21 protein-coding genes and 2 pseudogenes are annotated in these 23,872 nt (G+C 33.9%); 17 read left to right on the top strand and 6 right to left on the bottom strand.

Features of this window, described 5'->3' with window-relative positions:
• Window position 1: 1 nt before the first annotated feature.
• Window positions 2-985 carry a substrate-binding domain-containing protein gene (locus DWV06_RS07480; RefSeq protein ID WP_162300602.1) on the top strand — a complete coding sequence of 328 codons (984 nt, stop codon included), beginning with the start codon at window positions 2-4 and terminating at the stop codon, window positions 983-985.
• A gap of 185 nt (window positions 986-1,170) precedes the next feature.
• On the opposite strand, the gene DWV06_RS07475 is transcribed toward DWV06_RS07480, so the two are convergent.
• Window positions 1,171-2,001, bottom strand: a complete 831-nt coding sequence (locus DWV06_RS07475; RefSeq protein WP_115481561.1) for a helix-turn-helix domain-containing protein — start codon at window positions 1,999-2,001, stop codon at window positions 1,171-1,173.
• Window positions 2,002-2,269: 268 nt separating this feature from the next.
• Here DWV06_RS07475 and DWV06_RS07470 point away from each other — a divergent pair, with 268 nt between their 5' ends.
• The 14 genes and pseudogenes from DWV06_RS07470 (at window position 2,270) to DWV06_RS07405 (ending at window position 18,750) form a co-directional block, all read left to right on the top strand.
• On the top strand, window positions 2,270-3,406 hold the full coding sequence (locus DWV06_RS07470; protein WP_115481560.1) for a tyramine oxidase subunit B: 1,137 nt from the start codon (window positions 2,270-2,272) through the stop codon (window positions 3,404-3,406).
• Window positions 3,407-3,453: 47 nt separating this feature from the next.
• The gene (locus DWV06_RS07465; RefSeq protein WP_115481559.1) at window positions 3,454-3,765 is read left to right on the top strand and encodes a (2Fe-2S)-binding protein; all 312 of its coding nucleotides are present in this window, start codon (window positions 3,454-3,456) and stop codon (window positions 3,763-3,765) included.
• Window positions 3,766-3,792: 27 nt separating this feature from the next.
• Entirely contained in the window at window positions 3,793-5,379 is a 1,587-nt protein-coding gene (locus DWV06_RS07460) for an FAD-dependent oxidoreductase (protein ID WP_115481558.1), read from the top strand.
• Complete coding sequence (locus DWV06_RS07455) at window positions 5,372-5,704, top strand: (2Fe-2S)-binding protein (protein WP_115481557.1); 333 nt, start codon at window positions 5,372-5,374, stop codon at window positions 5,702-5,704. The genes DWV06_RS07460 and DWV06_RS07455 overlap by 8 nt, the downstream gene beginning before the upstream one ends.
• A 2-nt stretch (window positions 5,705-5,706) precedes the next feature.
• Complete coding sequence (locus DWV06_RS07450; RefSeq protein ID WP_115481556.1) at window positions 5,707-6,834, top strand: NAD(P)/FAD-dependent oxidoreductase; 1,128 nt, start codon at window positions 5,707-5,709, stop codon at window positions 6,832-6,834.
• A 248-nt stretch (window positions 6,835-7,082) separates the two neighbouring features.
• Complete coding sequence (locus DWV06_RS07445; RefSeq protein WP_115481555.1) at window positions 7,083-7,670, top strand: TetR/AcrR family transcriptional regulator; 588 nt, start codon at window positions 7,083-7,085, stop codon at window positions 7,668-7,670.
• A gap of 269 nt (window positions 7,671-7,939) precedes the next feature.
• Entirely contained in the window at window positions 7,940-8,302 is a 363-nt protein-coding gene (locus DWV06_RS07440; RefSeq protein WP_115481554.1) for a response regulator, read from the top strand.
• A 28-nt stretch (window positions 8,303-8,330) separates the two neighbouring features.
• Window positions 8,331-10,415, top strand: a complete 2,085-nt coding sequence (locus tag DWV06_RS07435) for a chemotaxis protein CheA (RefSeq protein ID WP_115481553.1) — start codon at window positions 8,331-8,333, stop codon at window positions 10,413-10,415.
• Between the two features lie 23 nt (window positions 10,416-10,438).
• Entirely contained in the window at window positions 10,439-10,933 is a 495-nt protein-coding gene (locus tag DWV06_RS07430; protein WP_115481552.1) for a chemotaxis protein CheW, read from the top strand.
• Between the two features lie 53 nt (window positions 10,934-10,986).
• A pseudogene (locus tag DWV06_RS07425) lies at window positions 10,987-12,342 on the top strand (methyl-accepting chemotaxis protein); the annotation flags it as partial.
• A gap of 478 nt (window positions 12,343-12,820) precedes the next feature.
• Window positions 12,821-13,639 carry a CheR family methyltransferase gene (locus DWV06_RS07420; RefSeq protein ID WP_331463297.1) on the top strand — a complete coding sequence of 273 codons (819 nt, stop codon included), beginning with the start codon at window positions 12,821-12,823 and terminating at the stop codon, window positions 13,637-13,639.
• A 48-nt stretch (window positions 13,640-13,687) separates the two neighbouring features.
• Window positions 13,688-14,713: a protein-glutamate methylesterase/protein-glutamine glutaminase gene (locus tag DWV06_RS07415; RefSeq protein ID WP_115481549.1), complete on the top strand. Its 1,026-nt coding sequence runs from the start codon at window positions 13,688-13,690 to the stop codon at window positions 14,711-14,713.
• A gap of 118 nt (window positions 14,714-14,831) precedes the next feature.
• On the top strand, window positions 14,832-18,284 hold the full coding sequence (locus tag DWV06_RS07410; protein WP_115481548.1) for a PAS domain-containing hybrid sensor histidine kinase/response regulator: 3,453 nt from the start codon (window positions 14,832-14,834) through the stop codon (window positions 18,282-18,284).
• Window positions 18,285-18,345: 61 nt separating this feature from the next.
• The gene (locus DWV06_RS07405) at window positions 18,346-18,750 is read left to right on the top strand and encodes a response regulator (RefSeq protein ID WP_115481547.1); all 405 of its coding nucleotides are present in this window, start codon (window positions 18,346-18,348) and stop codon (window positions 18,748-18,750) included.
• Window positions 18,751-18,863: 113 nt separating this feature from the next.
• On the opposite strand, the pseudogene DWV06_RS07400 reads toward DWV06_RS07405, so the two are convergent.
• Window positions 18,864-19,484: pseudogene (locus DWV06_RS07400) on the bottom strand (Type 1 glutamine amidotransferase-like domain-containing protein).
• A 93-nt stretch (window positions 19,485-19,577) separates the two neighbouring features.
• On the opposite strand from DWV06_RS07400, the gene DWV06_RS07395 reads away from it, so the two are divergent.
• Entirely contained in the window at window positions 19,578-20,522 is a 945-nt protein-coding gene (locus DWV06_RS07395) for a helix-turn-helix transcriptional regulator (RefSeq protein WP_115481546.1), read from the top strand.
• Window positions 20,523-20,729: 207 nt separating this feature from the next.
• Window positions 20,730-21,590, top strand: coding sequence for a PhzF family phenazine biosynthesis protein (locus tag DWV06_RS07390; protein WP_115481545.1), 861 nt, complete (start codon window positions 20,730-20,732; stop codon window positions 21,588-21,590).
• A gap of 128 nt (window positions 21,591-21,718) precedes the next feature.
• Here DWV06_RS07390 and DWV06_RS07385 read toward each other — a convergent pair whose 3' ends face one another.
• From DWV06_RS07385 to DWV06_RS07375, 4 genes are all read right to left on the bottom strand, one after another.
• Window positions 21,719-22,684 (bottom strand): helix-turn-helix transcriptional regulator, encoded by a 966-nt coding sequence (locus tag DWV06_RS07385; RefSeq protein WP_115481544.1) that lies wholly within the window; start codon window positions 22,682-22,684, stop codon window positions 21,719-21,721.
• A gap of 81 nt (window positions 22,685-22,765) precedes the next feature.
• Complete coding sequence (locus DWV06_RS19090; RefSeq protein WP_235828916.1) at window positions 22,766-22,921, bottom strand: 4Fe-4S binding protein; 156 nt, start codon at window positions 22,919-22,921, stop codon at window positions 22,766-22,768.
• Between the two features lie 85 nt (window positions 22,922-23,006).
• Window positions 23,007-23,159, bottom strand: coding sequence for a hypothetical protein (locus tag DWV06_RS18335; RefSeq protein ID WP_155522620.1), 153 nt, complete (start codon window positions 23,157-23,159; stop codon window positions 23,007-23,009).
• Between the two features lie 62 nt (window positions 23,160-23,221).
• Window positions 23,222-23,386 carry a DUF6132 family protein gene (locus DWV06_RS07375; RefSeq protein ID WP_162300601.1) on the bottom strand — a complete coding sequence of 55 codons (165 nt, stop codon included), beginning with the start codon at window positions 23,384-23,386 and terminating at the stop codon, window positions 23,222-23,224.
• Window positions 23,387-23,872: the final 486 nt, after the last annotated feature.

Raw genomic sequence — 23,872 nt, 5'->3', positions numbered from 1 at the left:
CATGTCAAAGGCAGAAAAAAGAGGTAATTTAATAATTGTATTACTGGTGATGCTTCTGTTGGGCATTGGTATTGCGTTGGTAATTCCAAAACCAAAGAACGAATTTGTCCATGTGGGTATTGCTATATATAACATGGAAGATGAATACATGGCGGATATGGTTTATCAGTTGGAAGATGAAATCAGAAATTATGACTTTAGAGGAAAGAAGGTTGTTTTTGAAGTTTTAGATGCAAAAAATAATGCGAACACGCAGGAAAAGCAGTTACAGTATCTGCTTTCAGGTAATTTCGATGTATTAGTAGTTAATATGGTAAAACCGACATCTGCTGCAAATATTTTAAATCGAGCAGTCAGTGATAATATCCCTGTGATTTTATTTAATCGAGAAACGGATGAAAGGGATATGATAATTTCAAATAATGTTTGGTATGTTGGAACGGATGGATATATGGCAGGTGTCATACAAGGTAAAATGATCAAGGATGCCTGGGAAGATGCATATTGCGATATTGATAAAAATAATAATGGAACAATTGATTACATTCTGGTTGAAGGAGAAGCAACACATTTTGATACGATTAGCCGTACGAATGGATTTTTAGAGACGGTAAAAGATTTAAAAATGAACCAGATTGCAACTTTATCTGCTGATTGGAACAGAAAAGATGCATATGAAAAACTTGCGGAACTTGATTCAGAAATCATAGAAGATATTGAAGTGGTTGTCTGTAACAATGATGATATGGCATTAGGTGTGCTGGACTATTTTTCCGATAATCATAGGGAGTTTCCTTTGATTGTGGGAATCAATAATAGATCTGAAGTGAATAAACAAATTAAGAATGGATCCATTTATGGAACGGTGGACAATAACGTAAAAAGTCAGATTTCACGTATATGCAGTTTGCTTAATGATATTATGAATGGAGAAACAGGAAATCAGAAACAGGTTTGGTACAGTGAACCTTTTGGGATAAAATAGGATTATTTCACAGATATTATAACAAAATAGCAAGAATAGATTTTTCTCTGTATCGTATGTCTATAGAGGACTGGCAAATAGTGAGTATGCATCATGTTTGCACAACCTTACAGAGTAAATTATATGTTATTACATAATGTTAAGTTTGAGCAGGAGTTAATTAGTTTGACATTGATGGAAAGGGCTTATTCTATTACATGCAACTTCTTGTTGTAGGAATTACATAATAGATTATTAATATAATTAATGGGGGTTTGCCCGGAAAATTTTTTAAAATCCTTTATAAAGTGAGATTGATCATAGTAACCTGCTTCTAATGCAGTATTGATACAATTGACTCGATTAATGGTATCAGTCAGGTTACCAATCGCTTTTTGGAAGCGGATAAATTGAATTAAATTTTTAGGATTGATTCCGAAATCCTCATGGATTTTTTTGTTTAAGTAGCGTTCCGAATATCCTGTAAGGGTACTTAATTTTGATAGTTTAAGATTGCCACTTGACATAATTATCTCATTGCGTAGAAAATATTTTAAGTTTTTTGTATCTTCAAGGTGCTTTTCAATAACATTTAAGTAGTAAGTCATAAATACTTTTATTTTTTTATCAAAGGTATTAGCATAAAACATATTTTCAATTAAGCGTTTTTTCTCATTACTTACAATCAAATCTTCAAAATCCCATTCATGATTTACAATTTCGCATAATGGGAGACTTCTATCTACTGGATTAGTACCAGGCATAAATCGAACCCCAAAATATTCACCATTTATATCTGTATCCGTTATCCCTTTTTCTAAGCGGGTACCTGCTATTTTGGTTATTAATTTTCCACCCTTCTTCCAAAATAAAATATCAATGCATGCGTCTGGAATTACATCCATTTTCTGCGATTCAGCAGTAAATTGATAAAAATGGGCAACATTGAATTTCATCAATACTTTTTTTGTATAATCTGAGGTAGCGAGAACAAATTCTGGCTGTTTCGGACTCAGTTTTGAATTTAAATTAGGCATAATCAAACTCCTGTATTTGATGACTAGCTGATTAGATAATTTTCTATTATAAGCAAAAAGACACAAAAGCGTATCACGCCTTTGTGTCTCTGACTATAGTCTACCATCTACTAATTAATACGTCAAGTTTGCCATTGAAAAAAGGCTAATTCCGATTTTTACTATAATAAAGACCAAATAAAAGATAAAATATAGAAAAAATTAAGGCAGAGAGGTCTTGTGATACTAGTTATCATAAGACTTTTTTCTTTAGAAGGAGGTTTTAGGTATGGGATATCCAAATATTGATTTTGTATACTTAAGTGAGGAAGATATGATGAAAGCTGGAGTAACTGATATGGCAGGTTGTGTAGATACAATGGAAGAGATGTTCAAGTTACTGAAAATGGGAGACTATAGAATGGGTGGACCGAATGGTAATTCTCATGGTGTTATGATGACATTTCCTGCGGAGTCTCCCTTCCCGAATATGCCGACCGATGGTCCTGACAGAAGATTTATGGCAATGCCGGCTTACCTTGGTGGGAAATTTGATATGGCGGGTATGAAATGGTACGGTTCCAATGTTGAGAATAAGAAAAAAGGTCTTCCCAGATCGATTTTAATGCTGACACTAAATGACAAGGATACAGGAGCACCGTTAGCATATATGTCAGCAAATATTCTAAGTGCGTTTCGAACAGGTGCAGTACCGGGTGTTGGAGTTAAATATTTTGCAAGACAAGATGCCAAAGTAGTTGGTATTATCGGACCTGGAGTTATGAGTAAAACAGCCATTGATGCAACGATGGCAGTAAGATCTGAGATTGAGACAGTTAAGGTGAAGGGTAGAAGTAAAAAATCTATAGATAGCTTTTTCAAATATCTCAATGAGAAATATCCTCAAATTAAGGATATCCGAATTGTTGAAACAGAAGAAGAAGCTGTTAAAGATTCCGATATTGTTCATATTGTGACCTCAAGCCCAACCGGTGATATTTATCAATATCCATATATGAAAGAAGAATGGATAAAACCCGGAGCAATTCTATGCTGTCCCGCTGCCGCAAGATTTGATGATGATTTTATTCTAAACAGAGCAAGAGCAGTAGCGGATAATATTCAGTTATATGAGGCTTGGGAGGAAGAGATGGAATTTCCGGCATATAATTCTATTCCAATTCCAGCAGTTCATTGTATGGATCTGATTGCAGAAGGGAAGATGAAGAAAGATCAAGTTGACGATCTGGGTGATGTCTTAGTTGGTAAAGTTCCTGTACATCGTAAGAAAGATGAAATTGTTATCTTTTCAATTGGCGGTATGCCAATTGAAGATGTTGCCTGGGGAACCATTGTGTATCGTAATGCTTTGGAAAAAGGAATCGGAACAAAACTTAATTTATGGAATATTTCCTATTTGGCATAAGGAATAACGGATAAATTGTCGCAAACGGAAGAATGGAGGTAGTATATTTGAGAATAAGTAATCACCCAATACTTGGTAAGCCGGAAGAAAAAAGAGAAGTGGAATTTACCTATGATGGACAGATAATGAAGGGATTAGAAGGAGAGCCAATCGCAGTTGCACTCAAAGTGGCAGGTGTAAAGATCCATAGATATACAAAAAAGTATCATAAAGCAAGAGGTATCTTTTGTGCAATCGGAAGATGCACCGACTGTGTAATGGTAGTAGATGGTAAGCCTAATGTAAGAACTTGTATCACTCCTTTAAAAGAGGGAATGAAGATTCAGACACAATATGGTGTAGCAGCGAAGGAATCGTAACTGGTGTAGACGTGGAAGGGAGAATCTATGACGCGATATGATTTAATCATTGTAGGAGCCGGTCCGGCAGGTTTATCAGCTGCAATTGAGGCTGCAAAACAAGGCCTTAAGGTTATTGTTTTTGATGAAAATGCAAAACCAGGCGGACAGCTCTTTAAACAAATCCATAAATTTTTTGGTTCAAAAGAACATAAAGCAAAAATCAGGGGCTTCAAGATAGGTGAAGAGTTATTAAAAGAAGCAAATGATTTCGGTGTAGAGGTAGTATTGAATGCGATTGTGATTGGTCTATATTTAGATAAAGAAGTTACCGTAAATATAAATGATGAAATCAGACATTACAAAGGGGATGCAGTGATTGTTGCCACAGGTGCATCAGAAAACATGGTTACTTTTGACGGATGGACATTACCGGGTGTTATTGGTGCTGGAGCAGCACAAACGATGATGAACTTACATAGTGTAAGACCTGGTAATAAAGTATTGATGCTTGGTTCAGGAAATGTAGGTCTGGTAGTAAGTTTTCAGCTATTACAGGCTGGATGTGAGGTAGTAGCATTAGTAGATGCGGCACCAAAAGTTGGCGGGTATGGAGTTCATGCTGCCAAAGTTGCAAGGTGTGGAGTATCTTTCTATCTGTCACATACTATAATTAAGGCAGAAGGAGAGGAATGCGTCAAAGGAGTTACAATTGGGGAAGTAGACAGCAGGTGGAGGCTTGTGCCCGGAACGGAAAAACATTTTGAGGTTGATACCATCTGTCTTGCAGTAGGATTATCTCCAATGTCACAGCTTCTAAAAATGGCAGGCTGTGAGATGAAGAATACTCCGGCCGGATACGTACCGAAATGTGATGAGACCGGTGAAACCAATATTCCTGGATTATTTGCTGCTGGTGATGTTTCTGGTATTGAAGAAGCAAGTTCAGCCATGATTGAAGGACGAATTGCAGGACTTGCAGCCGCAGAGAATTTGGGCTTTCTTGATAAAGAAGAACTTTCTGAAAAAATATACGAACTGAAAAAAGCGCTCCTTAGTCTGCGAGAGGGTATGTTTGCGCCAGGAAACCGAGGTAAAGCAATAGAAAAAACGGAGGAAGGTATCGACCTCTCAATTAATCTTCTGAAGAAAGGTTATGTAGGTGAAACAGAAATTGAAAGATTTCCTGGAGTGACAAGAAAAAAAGGTGTGCATCCTGTAATTGAGTGCACCCAAAACATTCCATGCAATCCTTGTCAGGATGTCTGCCCAAAGAAATGTATTAAGATCGGTGATAAAATAACATCGTTACCTACACTTGATGAGACAAAAGAATGTTCCGGCTGTGGAATGTGCGTGGCAGCTTGTTCCGGTCAGGCTATTTTCCTAATGAATGAAGAGTTTGAACCTGGATTTGCAGCAATTACATTACCTTATGAATTTCTTCCTCTACCATCAAAAGGAGATAAAGGAATGGCGCTCGACAGAAGCGGGAAAGAGATATGTGAAGCAGAAATAATTGATGTAAAAACGAAGCAGGTCTTTGATCATACGCATTTGCTGACAATGAAGGTTCCGGTGAATATGGCAGGTAAATCTAGATTTTTCGTAGTTAGGAGGCAAGAGAATGAGTAACGTAAATAATCGTTTTAAAAAAGATTTAGACAAATTTATTACGGAATTTGATGATGATTTGATTATCTGTCGTTGTGAGGAAGTAACAAAAGGAGAAATCAGAAGGGCTGTTCATGATGGAATGTATACATTGACAGAAATCAGACGTTATCTTCGTTCCGGTATGGGGCTTTGTCAAGGGCAGACCTGCCAAATATTGGTGAAAGGAATTGTTGCCAAAGAACTTGGTATTTCTCCAATGGATTTAGAACCGGTAATCTCCAGGTCTCCAACGAGGCCGATAGAAATGAAAGTACTTGGAAATGAAGGAAAGGAGGCCTTGTGAGAATGAGTCATTATGCAGACGTGATAGTTATCGGTGGAGGAATAATCGGTAATTCAACTGCTTACTACTTAGCTAAAAAGGGTTGTTCCGTCCTTGTTCTTGAGAAAAGTGACCACATGGGAAATGGAGGCTCCGGCAGAAACGGCGGGGGTGTAAGACAGTCAGGGCGTGATAAAAGAGAATTACCGTTGGCAATGTATGGAGTTAAAAATCTGTGGCCGGCACTTTCAGATGAGTTGGAAACGGATGTAGAATATTATCAGGAAGGAAACCTACGACTTGGCAAAACGGACGAACACATTAAGATACTGGAGTGTCTTACGAATGACGCAGCTTCCTTAGGCTTGGATGTCAGAATGATTGAAGGTATACAGGCAAAAGAAATTTGTCCTTATCTGTCAGAGGAAGTAATCGGTGCAAGTTGGTGTCCGACGGATGGTCATGCCAATCCAATGCTTGCAACTCTTGGTTATTACAGGAAAGCAAGACAGTTAGGGGCAAGATTCGTAACTGGTGAAGAGGTTATAGAGATAAAAAAAATCAAAGGGAAGGCAAGACAGGTTGTAACGTCTGAAAATTGCTATGAAACTGAGACAATTATATTGGCTGCAGGCTACGACAGTAGAAAAATTGCAGCTACAGTCGGAATTAATGTTCCGATGCTACAATCTTTGTTGGAAGTACTTGTAACGGAAGCACAGCCTCCAATGTTCTATCAGATGCTTGGTACTGCGGCAGCAGATTTTTATGGACATCAAAGTACACATGGTTCTTTTGTATTTGGTGGTTCTTCTGGATTTGAGGGTGTGAATAAAAACAATGGAACTCCGGTAACGAATAGCATAACGGCCTCCTGTATCTGTAGGGGGATTATGAAATACCTCCCATGCTTGGGGGATGCTAAGATTGTACGTACCTGGGCGGGTTGGATTGATGACTGTGTTGACCATGTTCCTGTCATCAGCAGGGTGGAAGAGGTTCCGGGTCTAATTTTAGCCTGTGGATTCTCTGGTCATGGCTTTGGTATATCTCCGACAGTTGGAACACTATTATCTCAGATGGCAGTAGGAGAAGAAACGGTTCTTGATATTACTGATTTTAGATATGACAGGTTTAAAGCAAAAATTTAGTTATCTATGTTCCAAGTTTTGGCTAGGAATGCTCAATGAATTGAAAAATAGAGGGGGAGTCTTGCAAAATATTTTGCGACACTTCCTCCTACTCGATAATGTATAAAAATAACATACATTAGAAACTTTTGTTAACAATAATAGATAAGTAACCATATTATCCCAAAATATTTCAGTAAACACGGATTGACAACGAAATGTTTTCTGACTATAATGTATGTAAGTGGTCACTACGGTAGGAGATAAATATGCGAGATAATTTATTACATAGAAAAGATAGGCTTATAATAACAACAATTGAAATAATTGATGAACTAGGTATTCAAGGTTTATCTACGAGAGAAATTGCAAAAAGGCAGGGTGTTTCGGAAGCTACGCTATTTAGACACTATAAAAGTAAAAATGAATTGCTGATAGCTGTTTTAGAATATTTTTCTCAATTTGATAAAGATATTTATTATTCAACAAAACTGAAAAAACTTAATCCAAAGAAAGCTATTTATTACCTAATAAGAGCAACTGTGGAGTATTATGAAAACTATCCGGCGATTACATCCATTATGCAATTGACGGATGTGTTGCGATATGACATAGCGTTGTCAGATAAAGTGAATGAAATATATGAAAATCGTATGGAAATTATTAAACAGTTAATAATAGATGCACAGTTATGTGGAGAAATACGGTCTGATGCCAATAGTGAATATTTATCAGTATTAATAATTGGATTAATGCGGGAGATATGTCTTAAGTGGAGACTTGAGGATAGGAATTTCTCATTAAAAGATAGAACAATCTCAACACTTGATATGTTAATAGATGTCTTTAGTACTTAGTTCAAATACATTAATACAAATTACGGTTTAAAACAAAGTGGTTCTCTTCATGCAGGAAGAGAATGTGAGTTTACGACCAAAATATTTACGAAAATAAAGTGTTGATAAACAAAACGACTGCCAAAGTTAACAGGTAACAAAAATCGCCTACATTCGAAAAATTTTGCTCAAGGAAAAAAGTGGGGGATTTTAATAAAATATGAATCTGAAATCATTATATTACTGGATTAGAGATTCCGAGAGATTATAGGAAAATGCGGAGGTAAAATGTGAAAAAAGTACTTATAGTAGATGATGCAGTCTTTATGAGATTGGCAATTAAAAGCATGCTTGAGAATAATGGATTTGAAGATATAGAAGAAGCCCAAAACGGAATAGAAGCTTTGCAGAAATTTAAAGAGCTAAAACCAGATATCGTCACTATGGATATTACAATGCCGGAGATGAATGGACTTGAGGCATTAAAAGCAATCCTGGATTATGACCATAATGCAAAAATTGTTATGGTTTCCTCAATGGGACAGGAGGAAAAGGTAAAGCAAGCTATTATGTATGGTGCAAAATCCTTTATTGTGAAGCCCTTTAAAGAAGAACTTGTAATTAAAGTCTTGAAAAAAATATTAGAGATATAAATATTAAAGATACTAGGAGGTGATCAAATTGCTAGATCAGTATATAAATGAACCTATGCTTGAAATGTTTATATTTGAAACGGAACAACTGATTGTGCAATTAGAACAAATCATTTTGTCCAGTGAAAAAGGAAGTTGTTTTACACCAACTGCCATAAATGATATTTTTCGAATTATGCATACCATTAAAGGTTCCTCCGCGATGATGATGTTTAATAATATCTCGACACTCTCTCATTCTATGGAAGATGTGTTCTATTATCTTCGTGAGGATAAACCAGAGCATGTTGATTGTACAGGACTTTCTGATCTTGTACTTGAGAGTATTGATTTTATCAAGGTTGAAATTGAGAAGATAAAATACGGTAAACAAACTGATGGGGATTCATCAATGCTTACCGATTTATTAAAGGATTTCTTATCTGCTTTAATGAAGGAAAATAACAGCAATACATTTGAATATAAAGTAGGATTGGAAGAAAAAAAGCAACAATATTACATAATGCAAGAAAAAGTGATAACTACAGTATACAAAAATAAATATAAAGCAGTCATATATTTTGAAGAAGGCTGTGAAATGGAAAATATACATGCGTATACAATAATACGTAATCTTAAAGAAATTACAGAGGAGTATTACTTTTTACCAGAAGATATTATTGATAATGATGAAAGTATAGAAGTAATACGTAAAGAAGGATTTCAAATCTTTATAAATTCCGATTATTCCTACCAAAAAATGCATGATTTTCTAATGCAAACTATTTTTCTAAAAGAGCTGGAATTAACCCAATTAGAAAATGACGATGAATTTAAAAGGTTTAAAAAGAAGACGGATCAGCCTGTAATACAGGATAATAAAATTAAAGGACCTGATTTAAATAATCATCAAACTGAAGAAGAACATGATGCTGAGAAATATAATTATTCGTCTGCATCCACACAAAGCATCATAAGCGTAAGTGTATCGAAATTGGATAAATTAATGGATCTAGTCGGGGAAATGGTTATTGCAGAAGCAATGGTGATTCAGAATCCGGATTTGCAAGGACTAGAGCTTGATAATTTTCAAAAAGCTGCTAGACAGTTAAATAAGATTACCAGTGAGATGCAGGATATGGTTATGTCAATTCGGATGGTACCTCTCTCAGCTACCTTTCAAAAAATGCATCGGATTGTACGGGATATGTGCAAAAAGCTGGGCAAGGAAGTAGAACTCAATATTATAGGTGAAGAAACAGAGGTTGACAAAAATATCATTGAACATATCTCGGATCCATTAATGCATCTTGTACGGAATTCAATAGATCATGGGATAGAGTCTTCGGAAGAAAGAGTTGCAAAAGGGAAATCAGCTGTCGGTACGATAACGTTAGAGGCGAAAAATGCCGGTAGTGAAGTTCTTGTTATAGTGAAAGATAACGGAAGAGGGTTAGATAAATCCAAAATATATCAAAAGGCAAAAGAAAAAGGTTTAGTATATAAGAACGAAGATGAAATGTCAGATAAAGAAATTTTTAATCTTATCTTACTACCTGGTTTTTCTACAAACGATATCGTATCTGAATTCTCTGGTCGCGGGGTTGGAATGGACGTAGTATTGAAGAATATTGAAACAGTTGGTGGCTCGTTATTAGTAGATAGCATCCTTGACATAGGTACAACAATTACGTTAAAAATTTCTTTGACCTTAGCTATAATTGATGGGATGAATATCAAAGTAGGAAATTCTTTCTATACGATACCGACTATTGCAATTAAAGAGTCTTTCAGACCGAAACCTAGGGAAATTATTACTGATCCAGATGGTAATGAAATGATTATGGTAAGAGGTAAATGTTATCCAATATTAAGACTGCATGAGCATTATAAGATAAAAACTAAGGTAACTAATTTTATTGATGGAATTATTATTATGGTAGAACAAGAAGATAAGACTCTTTGCATATTTGCGGATGAGTTGCTGGGACAGCAACAGGTAGTTGTAAAAGCATTGCCTGTATATATTCAAAGGTTTAGGAAAGTAAAAGGACTTGCTGGTTGTACCTTGTTGGGAGACGGAAGCATTAGCTTAATCCTAGATGTTGCTGAGTTGGTTAATCTGCGGGCTTAAATTATACGGAAAGGAGAGCAGCCATGGCAGAAATTATTGATAATATTAAAGAATTAGAGGAAGACACACAAAAGGGTAGGTTTTTAACCTTTTCATTAGACAAAGAAAGCTATGGAATAGAAATTAAATATGTAACAGAAATTATAGGGATTCAAGAGATTACTGAAATACCTGAACTTCCAGATTATGTAAGAGGGATTATTAATCTAAGGGGCAAGATCATTCCTGTGATGGATATAAGACTTCGTTTCAAGAAGGAATCTAAGGAATACAATGATAGAACTTGTGTGATCGTTGTTGACATTATGGATATTTCAATAGGTATAGTAGTTGACAGTGTTTCAGAGGTACTAACAATTCCGGAACATGATATTGTTGAACCACCTCAAATGAATAAGAGCTATAATAACAGGTACATAAAAAATATTGGTAAGGTTGGAAATGATGTTAAGTTATTGCTAGATTGTGAAAAGTTGCTTACAGACGAAGAAATAGATGATTTACATGAGTCATTTTAAAAATATAAATCATACACATAGGAGGAATTATTATGAAATGGTTCAATAATATGAAAATAAGAGCAAAGCTTATTAGTAGTTTTATTATTCTTGCGACTTTAACAGGCGTTGTTGGTGTTGTTGGTGTTAGTAATATGAACAGTATTAATCATAGAAGTGAAAGTATGTATAGTGATAATTTCATACCAGTTAAAGATCTTAAAGATATTCAGATTTCTTTACAGAATGTTCGCGCTAATCAAATTTTAGCTGTTTATGAGAGAAATCCAAAAACAATTCGAACAAGATTAGATACAATAAATGAATTGGTTTTAAATAACAATGAATTATTAACCAATTATGAAAAAATAATTCGAGATGAGGAAGATAGAACTCTGTATACAAAAGTAATAGATAGTCTTACCGAGTATCGCACGGTACGTAATGAAAACTTAGATTTATTAAAGAATCAACAATACGATGAAGCATTAGCTACACTCGATAAGGTTACAGAAGCAAGATTAAAATGTGATGAAAATTTGCAGAAGTTAGTAGATTATAACTCAATCCTTGCTACAAATGCCATGCAGAAAAATACTGATGACTTTAGACAACAAACAATTTTTATGATTTCAGTTATTATTATAGGCATAATATTAGCTATAACCCTTGGTTTACTAATAGCAAATTCAATAAGTAAACATCTTAATAAGCTTGTAGTAGCAGCTGATAAGATTGCAGATGGAAATCTGGATGTTACAATTGACATTAATTCAAAAGATGAAGTAGGAATTTTAGGGAAAGCTTTTAAAAAAATGGCAGATAACATTAATGATGTCCTGTCAAATATAAATTCTGCCTCAGAACAGGTATCAGCGGGAGCAAGGCAAGTATCCGACTCAAGTATGGCGCTTTCACAGGGAGCTACCGAACAGGCGAGTTCAATTGAAGAGCTTACTGCTTCATTAGAAGAGATATCCTCACAGACGAATTTGAATGCAGGAAATGCTGATAAGGCAAATGAATTTACAATAAATGTAAAAGAAAATGCTAATCAAGGTAATAACCAAATGAAAGAAATGCTCAAGGCTATGGAGGAGATTAATGATTCTTCTAATAATATATCAAAAATTATTAAGGTCATTGATGACATTGCCTTCCAGACTAATATTTTAGCACTTAATGCAGCGGTAGAAGCTGCAAGAGCCGGCCAGCATGGAAAGGGTTTTGCTGTAGTGGCAGATGAAGTAAGAACACTTGCTGCACGATCAGCAAACGCTGCGAAGGAAACAACTGAAATGATCGAAGGTTCTATTAAGAAAGCAGAAGGTGGAACAAAGATAGCTAAAAGCACAGCGGAATCTCTGAATGAGATAGTAAGCGGGATTGAAAAGGTGGCTAGTATAGTAAGCGATATTGCAACTGCATCGAATGAACAAGCTATTGGTATTAGTCAGATAAATCAAGGTATTATGCAGGTATCCGATGTGGTACAGACAAATTCAGCAACCTCAGAAGAAAGTGCAGCGGCAAGTGAAGAGCTTTCAAGTCAAGCTGAGCTATTAAAAGAAATGGTGGCTAAATTTAAATTAAAGAAAGATTTAATAACAAATAAGTATGATGAAATTAGCCCAGAAGTTTTGAACATGCTTGATAACATGTCAAAAAAGAAGAACATTAATCGCAAAACAGAAATAAACGATGAAACGAATGCTTCGAGCTATGAAATATCACTAAGTGATAAAGAGTTCGGAAAGTATTAATAACTAGTAATAGCATATCTACATAATGAATTTGTGAATTCAGTAATAAATTAAAATGCAGATATTCGTATCAGATTATAGAATTATTAAAATCTGATACGAATATTTATAATGAAAAATATAATGCTAATCATAGGCAGGTGATATGATGATACCTATAACTAATAAAGAATATAGTCTTTTAACAAAATATATTCATAATCATTATGGGATTCGTTTAAAAGCAGAGAAGCAGACTTTAGTAATTGGAAGGCTGCAAAATGTACTGGTTCAAAAAGGTTTTCAAGATTTTTCAGAATATTATAATTATGTTATCTCTGATAAAACAGGTGAGGCAGCTATAACTTTAATCAATAAAATTACTACAAATCATACCTTTTTTATGAGAGAAGTTGAGCATTTTCATTATTTTAGGGATAAGGTGTTGCCATATCTGGTTAAAATTGTAAAGAATAAAGATTTAAGAATATGGAGTGCAGGCTGTTCTTCTGGAGAAGAACCATATACCTTGTCAATGATTATTGATGAGTTTTTTGGAAAAGAAAAGATGTTGTGGGACACGAAAATTTTGGCTACGGATATATCCAGTAAAGTACTTGAGGAAGCTTCCAAAGGTATTTACAATAATCAGAATATAGAAAATATACCATCCTATTGGAAACTTAATTATTTTAAAAAATTAGATAATGAAAATTCAATTTTATTAGATAATATTAGGAATGAAGTAATATATAGAAAATTTAATCTTATGGAAAAAGCATTTCCTTTTAAACGGAAATTTCATGTAATATTTTGCAGGAACGTAATGATTTATTTTGATTCCAATACAAAAAATGAATTAATTAATAAGTTTTATAATTCACTGGAATATGGTGGTTATTTGTTTATTGGACATTCTGAATCAATCAATCGAGAAGAGACAAAATTAAAGTATATAATGCCATCTGTTTATAGGAAGGAATAAAAGTGTGATAGTCTATAAGATCATTCGTACTTAACTCGAGGTGATTGTGTGGAGATTAGAAAAAAAATTAAGGTATTAATAGTTGATGATAGTATTGTATTCAGAGAAGTATTGTCAAAAGGACTTTCTTCCGATTTAAATGTACAAGTTGTTGCTACAGCAAGTGATCCCTTCGATGCAAGGGAAAAAATTTTAAAATATAAACCAGATGTCATGACCTGTGATGTTGAAATGCCTAAAATGAATGGGATTGAATTTATCAAAAGACTTATACCACAATATCCGATACCAACGATTGTTGTTAGTACTGTTAGTGGAGCAGTATTTGATGCTATGAATGCCGGAGCTGTTGATTTTGTTGGTAAGCCTGATGTCAGGTCGGTAAAAAGTGTAGAGAACTTTATTAATGAGTTGCTTCTTAAGGTGAAAATTGCTTCAGTGTCAAAGATTCCAAATTCTAACACAGTAAATTCTGCTAATAAGATTAATAATTCTATGAAAAGTGATAATAATCAGATTATTGCAATTGGAGCTTCGACCGGTGGTACGGAAGCAATTTATCATATACTAAGGGAGTTGCCGTCTCACATGCCTGGAATCGTTATAACGCAACATATACCGCCAATTTTTTCGCGAATGTTCGCTGAAAGATTAAATTATTCAACAAAATTAGAGGTGAAAGAAGCCTGTACCGGGGATTATGTAGAACAAGGTAAGGTAATAATAGCACCAGGAGAAAAACACATGATTCTAAGAAAGAGAGGGAATCGATATAGTGTTGAGTGCTTTGAGGGCGAAAAAGTTAATGGGCATTGTCCTTCTGTCGATGTTCTTTTTGAAACAGTAGCAAAAGAAGCGGGCAGCAATGCCATAGGAGTAATACTAACTGGAATGGGATATGATGGGGCTAAGGGTTTATTATCTATGAGGCGTATGGGAGCAAGAACCTTAGGACAGGACGAAAAATCATCCGTTGTTTATGGAATGCCACAAGTAGCCTTTAATATTGGCGCAGTAGAAAAACAATCATCACTTAATAATATTCCTCAAATGTTATTTTCAATGATAAAATAAGACTTGTACATTGATGAGTCAGGTAGCATCATCAGTCGTACTCTGGTACTGGAAATTGTGACCGGTATAGTCAAATATCATACGCAGCCTATTAGAATATAAAAAGGGGTGATTTACAATGCTCAAAAAAAATTTGTTAGATAAAGCATTCACAGCTGCTGCATTATCATGCATTGGTGATGGAATCATTACAACTGATATTAATGGAAAAATTACTTATTTAAATCGTCCGGCAGAAGAAATTTTAGATTTAAAAGCAGAGAAAGTGCTTGGAAATGATTTTGAGAAAGTAATTATATTTTTAAATGCAGAAACAAAAGCAACAATAAAAAATCCAATTGTAAATACAATTTCCAACGATGCAGTTACTGGCCTTGAGCATAATACTATTATAATTACTGAAAATGGAATTACCAAGTATGTTTCTGCCACTTTCTCTCCTGTAAAAAATGAAGATCACTCTACTATAGGTGTTATATTAGTTCTCCGTGATATTACAAGGTTAAAAACATTGGAGCAAGGGCATATTAATGAAAAAAATAATCTAAGAGCTATATTTAGCAATACTCCTGTAGGAATGATTATGCTAGATGATAATGCTTTAATTACTCAGATAAATGAAACTGCATTATTATATATCAATAAGAAAGAAGAACAGGTTTATAAAAATCACTTTGGTGATACCTTTTGTTGCTCAAACAGTTATGAGAATAGAAGTGGATGTGGTTATGGAACAAAATGCTATTATTGTAATCTTCGGAAAGCAATTGAACTGTCAAATCAACGAGGACAAGGATCAAATAACATTGAATTCAACAAGATACTAATTGTGGATGGAGAAAGAAGAGAATTTTGGTTTAGAGCTAGTGTAACTCCTATTTTAGTAAGTGGAAAGAAAAATACTATTATAACTCTTTTAGATATTACGGATAATAAAAAGAAAGAAATGGAGATTATTAAATCGAGGGATTACAGCATCAATATTCTTGACCAGATTCCCTCTTTAGTTTGGAAAACTGATACGAAGATAGTGTTCAATTATGTTAATAATGTTTGGTATGACTTTACAGGAGTTACACTGGAAGAATCTACAGGTTACGGCTGGACTAATTTAATTCACCCGGATGATTTGGAGCATTATATAAATGTACGAACACATATTATGCAGACCAAGAAAAATTTTCAATTGGAATTTCGTTTACGTCGAAATGATGGTGAATATAGATGGTGTCTGGCTGTAGGAGCCCCATATAACGATTTGGATGGAAAGTATGCAGGGTATATAGGATCAATTTATGATATCAATGACCGAAAAGTGGCTGAAGATGAAATGAAACGGTATCGTCAAACGATTGATAATGCTCGTGATATCATATTTTTTCTTGGTTTAGATGGAAAAATTATTGAAGCGAACAAGGCTGCTATGAAAGCCTATGGGTATACAAAAGAAGAATTATATTCAATGAATATCAGAAATATTAGAGAAAGTTGGGGATATACAGAGAAACAATTGGAACAGGCAAATAAAGACGGAATATTCTTTGAAGTAACACATCGTCGTAAGGATGGTAGTACATTCCAAGTAGAAGTAAGCTCCCAAGGATCTAATATCGGGAAGCAGCGAATTATATTTAGTATAGTGAGAGACATTACAGAGCGCAAGAAGATAGAAAATAAAGTATTGGATAATCAAATTAAATATAGGTCTCTTTTTATGAATATGAAAACAGGTTTTGCCTATTACAAATTGCTATATGATGATAAACATAAGCCGGTTAATTTAAAGTTTATCGAAGTGAATGAAGCATTTCTAAAGTTTTTTGGATTGTCGGATAATAATATTGTAGGAAAAAATCATGCAGATTTATTTCCGCATAGTAATAAGGTCTTATTAGATACTATTGAAAAATATGAATTTAGGCTATTTAAGGGTAAGAATGTTCAAATAGATGAATTTTTTTCTGAAACATATCATAAGTGGTTCGAAATTGCTATCTATAGTCCAAAAGAGAATGAGATCGTAACAATAGTAACGGAAATTACCACTACTAAAGAGACAGAAAGGAAGCTTATAGCAGCGAAAGATATCGCTGAGTCTGCAAATAAAGCAAAGAGTGAATTTTTGGCAAATATGAGTCATGAAATACGTACTCCAATAAATGGTATGGTAGGTATGGTTGATCTTACACTTCTTACACAACTTACTGCGGATCAAAAAGATAATCTTATTACTGCAAAAGCATGTGCAAATTCACTATTAAATATCATAAACGATGTTTTGGATTTTTCAAAGATGGAAGCAGGTAAGGTTACGATAGAAAATATTAACTTTAACATAAAAGAATTGATAGAAGAGATAGTCAGATCCCATTCCCCTCGTATTAATGAAAAAGGACTTGAGCTTAATTACACATTTTCTTCTAATATACCACAGTTTCTTATTGGTGATCCTAATAGGCTTCATCAGGTATTGAATAATTTTATTAGCAATGCAATTAAATTTACAGAGAGAGGTAGTATTAACATTTCGGTTAAGAGTAAGACAGCCTTAAATGATGAGATAGAATTAAAGTTCACTGTGTCAGATACTGGTATAGGGATATCTGCGGAGGATAATAAGAAATTATTCCAAAGTTTTAGCCAACTAGAGAATTCATTTTCAAAAAAATACGGTGGATCTGGGCTTGGACTTGCAATATCCAGGAATCTGATTGAATTGATGGGAGGTAGAATAGGAGTTGATAGTGAAAAAGGAAAAGGAAGTTCCTTTTACTTTTACTTGAAATTTAAATTAGGTTATGACATTGAACAAAAAGTAAATCAAATACCGAAAATAACAAAGTCATTAAAGAAACTTAAAATTCTATTGGTGGAGGATGATTTGGTTAACCAAAAGGTTATTATGAAAATGCTTATAGAAAAAGGCCATGTAATAGAGACAGCGAACAATGGATTAGAAGCAATAGAGTTATTTGAAAAGAATAAGTATGATATTATTTTGATGGATATCCAGATGTCTAAAATGAACGGGATAGAAGCATTTAAAAGAATTAAAGAAATAGAAAATAATATAAATCATACTCCTGTCATAGCTTTAACAGCGTATGCTTTACAAGGAGACAAGGAAAAATTTTTAGCTTTAGGGTTTAATGGGTATATTGCAAAACCTATTCAAATGAGTGAATTATATTATACTCTGGAACGATTAACGGAATTTAAAGATGAGCATGATATTTCAACTCCCATTGATGTTTTACTTGCAGAAAACAGTGATGTTTTATTTACAGATAGAACAATGCATAAACCAAGTGATTCCTTTTCTCAAAATCTGACTGTCATTTCAGAAGATATTAAAATAATGGATTCAGCTATAAAGAATGATAATTTCATGATTATAGAAAACATGGCTCATAATATTAAGTTTTTGTCTAACGAAATAGATGCTATGGACATAAAAGATACGGCATTTAGGATAGAATTAGCAGCCAGAAGGGGTAATTTGGAGGAAATAAGTATCTATATTGAACAGATGAAATCAGAGATACGAATCTACAAGGAGTATAATATGTGATCTAATTTAGTAGCTTTAAGAGGCAAAATAAAAAAAAGAAATATTTAGAGGAGAAAAAATAATGAGAATACTTATAGCCGAAGATGATTTAACCAGTAGAAAATTTTTATTTAAAATCCTTTCTCAATATGGAGAATGTGATTTGGTTGTAGATGGCTTGGAAGCTTTGGATGCATTTTTGATGTCTATCAAAGATAAAAAGCCTTATGAATTAATATGTTTAGATATTATGATGCCAAAGGTGGATGGAGTAAAAGTATTAAAGAGTATAAGAGATTATGAAATTCATAATAGTATTACTCCTGAGAACCGTTCAAAAATAATCATGACAACAGCTCTTGCGGAGACACAATTTGTACAAAATGCTTTTGAAATTGGATGTGATGCCTATGCGGCAAAACCTATTGATATAGTTAAATTTGTTGAGGTTCTACAAAAGTTAGAATTAATACAAGAAAAAGAATAATATATACAAAGGCGATACAAAGTACCGAAGTGTTTTGTGTTTAGTACCGGTAATAATTCAACTTAAGTAGATAAAATTCAAAGTGTATACGGCATAGGGACATCCGTTAAATTTTAATAATATTCCTGTACTTTTATAAAATCTCCGTTGACAAGTATAGCTTGTGAATTACTAATAGGAACAAGCGGCAACGAAGATTCATACTTTGAAATAATCTTCTTAACTGTTTTTTTGAATGGAAAGCAGTTTTGGTGAGGTAATGGATAAAAATCAATAATATCCATAGCATTAAAGTTGTCCAATTGTGGAGCTTTTTTGTTATCATCCATATCTTTTACATATTCAATATTAGGTGATAAAACTATTGAACCAGCTGATTCACCGATTTATAGCTTTCCTGAATTAATTTGTGTTTGGATAATTTTATCAGCTCCTGTTTTTATTAATTCTTGGAGTAGAAAAAAAGTGTTTCCTCCTGTGACATAGATAAAATCATTGTTTTGCAATTTGCTTGTTATATCGTAAGGAGAGGCCGTTGATATTTCAAGTTCATCAATTATCAGTCCCATTTTTTCCAAAGCTTTTCTACCTGATTTTACATAGAAATTAACCTTTTCATGGATTGCAGCGGTTGGAATAAATGTCACGGTTTTATTCTTTAAGTCATCATCGGCAAAAGTCGTAAATAAATTGGCGACATCCTTAAACGAAGATGATAAAAATAGTTTACTCATACTAAATTCCTCCAATTAGTTTATTCTTAGTATAGCATACTAATGTTGACAACTATATGTCAGCAATATAAAATAAGCGTGGAGGAAATTATTATGAAATTTGAACGTATGATTGCTATCGTAATGCTTCTTTTACAGAGAAAAAGGATAAGTGGTAAAGAACTTACTGAAATGTTTGAAGTTTCACTTCGGACAATCTACCGGGATATAGAATCTATTGCTGCATCGGGGATACCTATAACAACAACTCCTGGCGCAGGCGGTGGTATTGAAATTATGGAGCAATACAAGGTAGATAAAGGTATTTTCACAGCAGATGATATAAGTGCAATGTTAACTGGTCTTGGAATTATACGAAATACTCTATCAAGCAAAGACATTACCAATGCACTTGTAAAACTAGAAAGCTTTGTTTCAGAGGAACAGATGAATGTAATTAATATGAAATTAAATCAAATTATGTTTGATCTTTCTTCGTGGATGACCAGCGATGGATCTGGACCTATCCTTGATTTACTCAAATCAGTAGTAGAAAATAAATGCATGATTGCATTTTCATATTTTGGGAGCAGAGGAAAGGAGTGTTTTTCTGGTATTGAACCTCATCGGCTTGTATTAAAAGGAAATCATTGGTACCTGCAGGCTTATCTGCCAAGGAGCCAAGTGTTTCGATTATTCAAGCTGCGAAGGATGTCTGATGTACAAATAGAGTGTAACACATTTACAAGCAGAAATTTGCCGCACCCATACTCTGATTTTACTGATAGGATGAGCAGCAGGATGTTTCCAATTAAGTTACTTATAGATTCTTCAGTGCTTGATAAGATGCTGGATTACTGCACAATGGAAGAGATAAATGATATTGGTAATGATAAATATACTGTGAATTTTAACTTTATTGATGATGATTATGGGTACGGTATTCTGATGAGTTTTGGGAACAAATTAGTCTGCCTTGAGCCGGATTATATTCGTATGGAGCTGAAAAAACGTCTGGAAGCTATGTTATCGCAATATAATGAGAAGATGGAAGCGTAAGGTATAGAAGTCATGAAAAAATAGTTTTTGTTAATCAGCTGTGAGAAGGCATAGAATGGTTTTTAAAATTACCGGGGTTAGTTTTAGAACATGGAAGGATTGCAGAGTCCAGGATATATAAGCATGAAACAATGCTAATTAATCAAGATTATAATTAGAAAAATGGATCAAATCCTTGAAGAATATAATAGTAGGAGGGAAATTATTTTGGAGTTATTTATTGTTGACGCATTTACCAGTCAGATTTTTAAAGGGAACCAAGCAGGAGTTGTATTACTTGGTGATGAAGAAAGTTTCCCTATGGTAGGAACTATGCAAAATATAGCAGCTGAACTTAAACATTCAGAAACTGCATTTGTAAAATATGAAAGTGATAATGTTTTTAAACTAAAATACTATACACCAAATGATGAGATTGAATTATGCGGTCATGCTACGATTTCAGCATTTACAGTATTACGAAATGAAAAAATAATCTCTAATGGAAATTATGTAGCAAAAACATTAGCTGGCGAATTAAATGTTATAGTTGAAACAGAATGTATTTGGTTGGAAACGGCACAATCAAATTTAATTAAGACATTTTCTGATGAGGCCAGTGTAGAATTATATAACGCTTTTAAACTTGATATAAGTGATCGACCTAAATCTTTAATACCATGTATCATAAGTACCGGAGTGTCTGATATATTATTGCCAGTTAATGAAAAGGAAAAGCTGGAGAAGGCTTTACCAGATAGAAATAGAATCGTAGAAATTTCAAGAAAGAATCATGTTGCTGGTATTCATATGTTTTATTGTAGTTCGGAATTGGAAGTAACTGCGTATTGCAGAAATTTTGCTCCATTATATGGTATAGATGAAGAATCGGCTACTGGTACTTCAACTGGTTCGCTTACTTACTACTTAACTAAGTTGGGTTTTGTTAATATTGGTAGTGAAAATATCTTTATTCAGGGAGAAGCTTTAGGAAGACCTGCTATCATAAAAAGCAAGATGAAAAACGAAAAAATAATATATATAGGTGGTAATGCAATTGTTTCCATAAAGGGAAAGATAGCATTATAAATACAATTTAAGTACAGTTTACCATATCTACCATTATTCTTAGAAGAGTAGAAGAGAAGGAAGTATCCCTATCAATGACGGTTTTGATTCTATATCAAAACCGTCGTTAGTCTACTGTATTTTTTACTTTACTTTCGTACTGGTCTGATATATTTAAAAAACCGTTCCGGGTTATAATAAAAGTAAATTATTCTACCGGGAGAAGTATCAAAGCAGTAACCAGTGCCAGTAAAATCAAAAGTTGCCATTGCTTTTTCGATCTTTTCCTCCACACTGTGATTTTCCTGCTCATAATTGAATGGTCCATGTTCAAAAACAATATACTCTTCTTCGGGAACATCAATCATAAGCATTTGTGGTGGTACTTCTCCTTTATAATCAATAGGAAGACGTGCACCAAAACACTCTGTACGTGGGAACCCCCAATCGCAGAGTCTGCCGTCTGGGTCATTAATGTAAGCCATAATCTGACCGCTGCTGCCGTTAGGTTCGCTTCCACCATCATCATCCAATTTCCCCTTGATACTATCAAGTAAGCCGCAAATTGTATCACAGTCCTGTCCCGGAATAAGACTTTGTTTTTGCCAAAAATCCCAATACCCATTACTCTCATAATTTTTAATGTGCAAAAACTTATGTGCGGGAATGGTTATAAAATAAATTTTAACATCATCTTTAGATTTTATCATACCAATCTCTCCTAATCCTAAAAAGTAGCGGTCGAAAGGGTTTATTTTTGTACGAAGAACGACAGGCTTAGGTTTTTTTCGGTATTCACTTGGAGTTACACCATAAGTTCCTTTGAAAGCTCTGGTAAAAGCTTCATGTGATGAGAAACCATAATCAAAAGCAATATCCAAAAGGCTTTTTTCACTATCACGAACTTCTTTTAATGCAAAGGCTAATTTTCTATGCCGCAGATAATCTCTAAATTGCATACCCGATATTTCTTTGAATTTTCTCGTTGTATAAAATTCGGAATACCCCAGCTTGCGAGAAAGAAAGCGCAGAGTCAAGGCTTCATCATTGTAATTTATAATACATTTGTCAATTTCATCAACTATAATTTGGATTTGCTTTTGCCACTCGTACATTTGTCTAATCACCTCGTTTCAATCACTCTACATTTATTATAAAGAAATAAATAGAGAATTGCTTGATTTTATTTGCTATTATTAGTATACATGAATTAGCAAAAAATTTACAATATACATTAATTGAAAACACAAAACTAAAACAAGTGCTTTTCTTGGGCAAAACTTTGTACACTTACCGCAACTAATGCAGGCATCAAGATCAACAGTTGGAGCATCAAATCCACTCTGTTTCAAAGCACCGACGGGACAGATAGTATAGATAATGTAAATAGTATTATCTGTAACTAAATTACGCTTATTGATCTGAAATTGTCATATGTCAATAACGAAAAAAATACTGATCCATTTTTGCAGCATTATCATATAAAGTCTGAACCTCTTTTTTAGATACCATTTTAGTCTTTTTCTTATCCTTTATAAAAGAGAGAAGCAAGAGGACAACGGCAAGTCCATAAAAGATATAGGTATCCATGGGATTACCTCCTTATTAAAAATAAATAGTTATGATTACGTATATTTCACCTTAGATATTTTTTAGAAAGAACTACTCAATAATAAACCAATAATAGCACCATATATTGTAGATCCAATTCGGCTTGAAGTGATCGGACAGGTACCACTTTTGCAGCCGATTTTCTTTTGATAGAGAAATCCCAGTAGCCCACCTATGACAGCACCTGCAATTAGTTTTAGTATCATATTATAATTCTCCTTTCGGTTTTAAGCACTCATTTTATTTGAATTACTTCGTAGGTACGTTACTAATTGAGTACCTGCTTTCGATATTTGCAACAATCCACCAGTACAATCACCGGTGCATATAGACCGGGTATATTGTTACCATATTTTCATCCACAACGATTTTGTTAGTTTGTCACCATAGGAGATTCCTACCACCTCATCATTAATGATGTTGGCACCTTTCCGTGTGACTGGATAGAGTATAGCAGTTATATGGATTCTTTTTCTGTGACTGAGTCACAGGATAGAATGTAAATTATCAAGAATATATACCACAATTCGATAAGAATGGTATGCAAATTTTATAACAAAAAAAGAAGTGCATGTTGCAACACTCCCTAGTTACTTATCTCTATTTAGTTTTTTTATTGCTCCTTCTACCAAAGATACAATAGCTTGTTAATAATAATTAAAAAAATAATAAAAAAAGGGGCTGTGAAAAAA

The sequence above is a fragment of the Anaerosacchariphilus polymeriproducens genome (genome assembly GCF_003363435.1).
Lineage (GTDB): Bacteria > Bacillota > Clostridia > Lachnospirales > Lachnospiraceae > Anaerosacchariphilus > Anaerosacchariphilus polymeriproducens.
The sequence above is the reverse complement of the archived record's forward strand: the minus strand, read 5'-3'. Positions and strand labels throughout refer to the sequence as shown.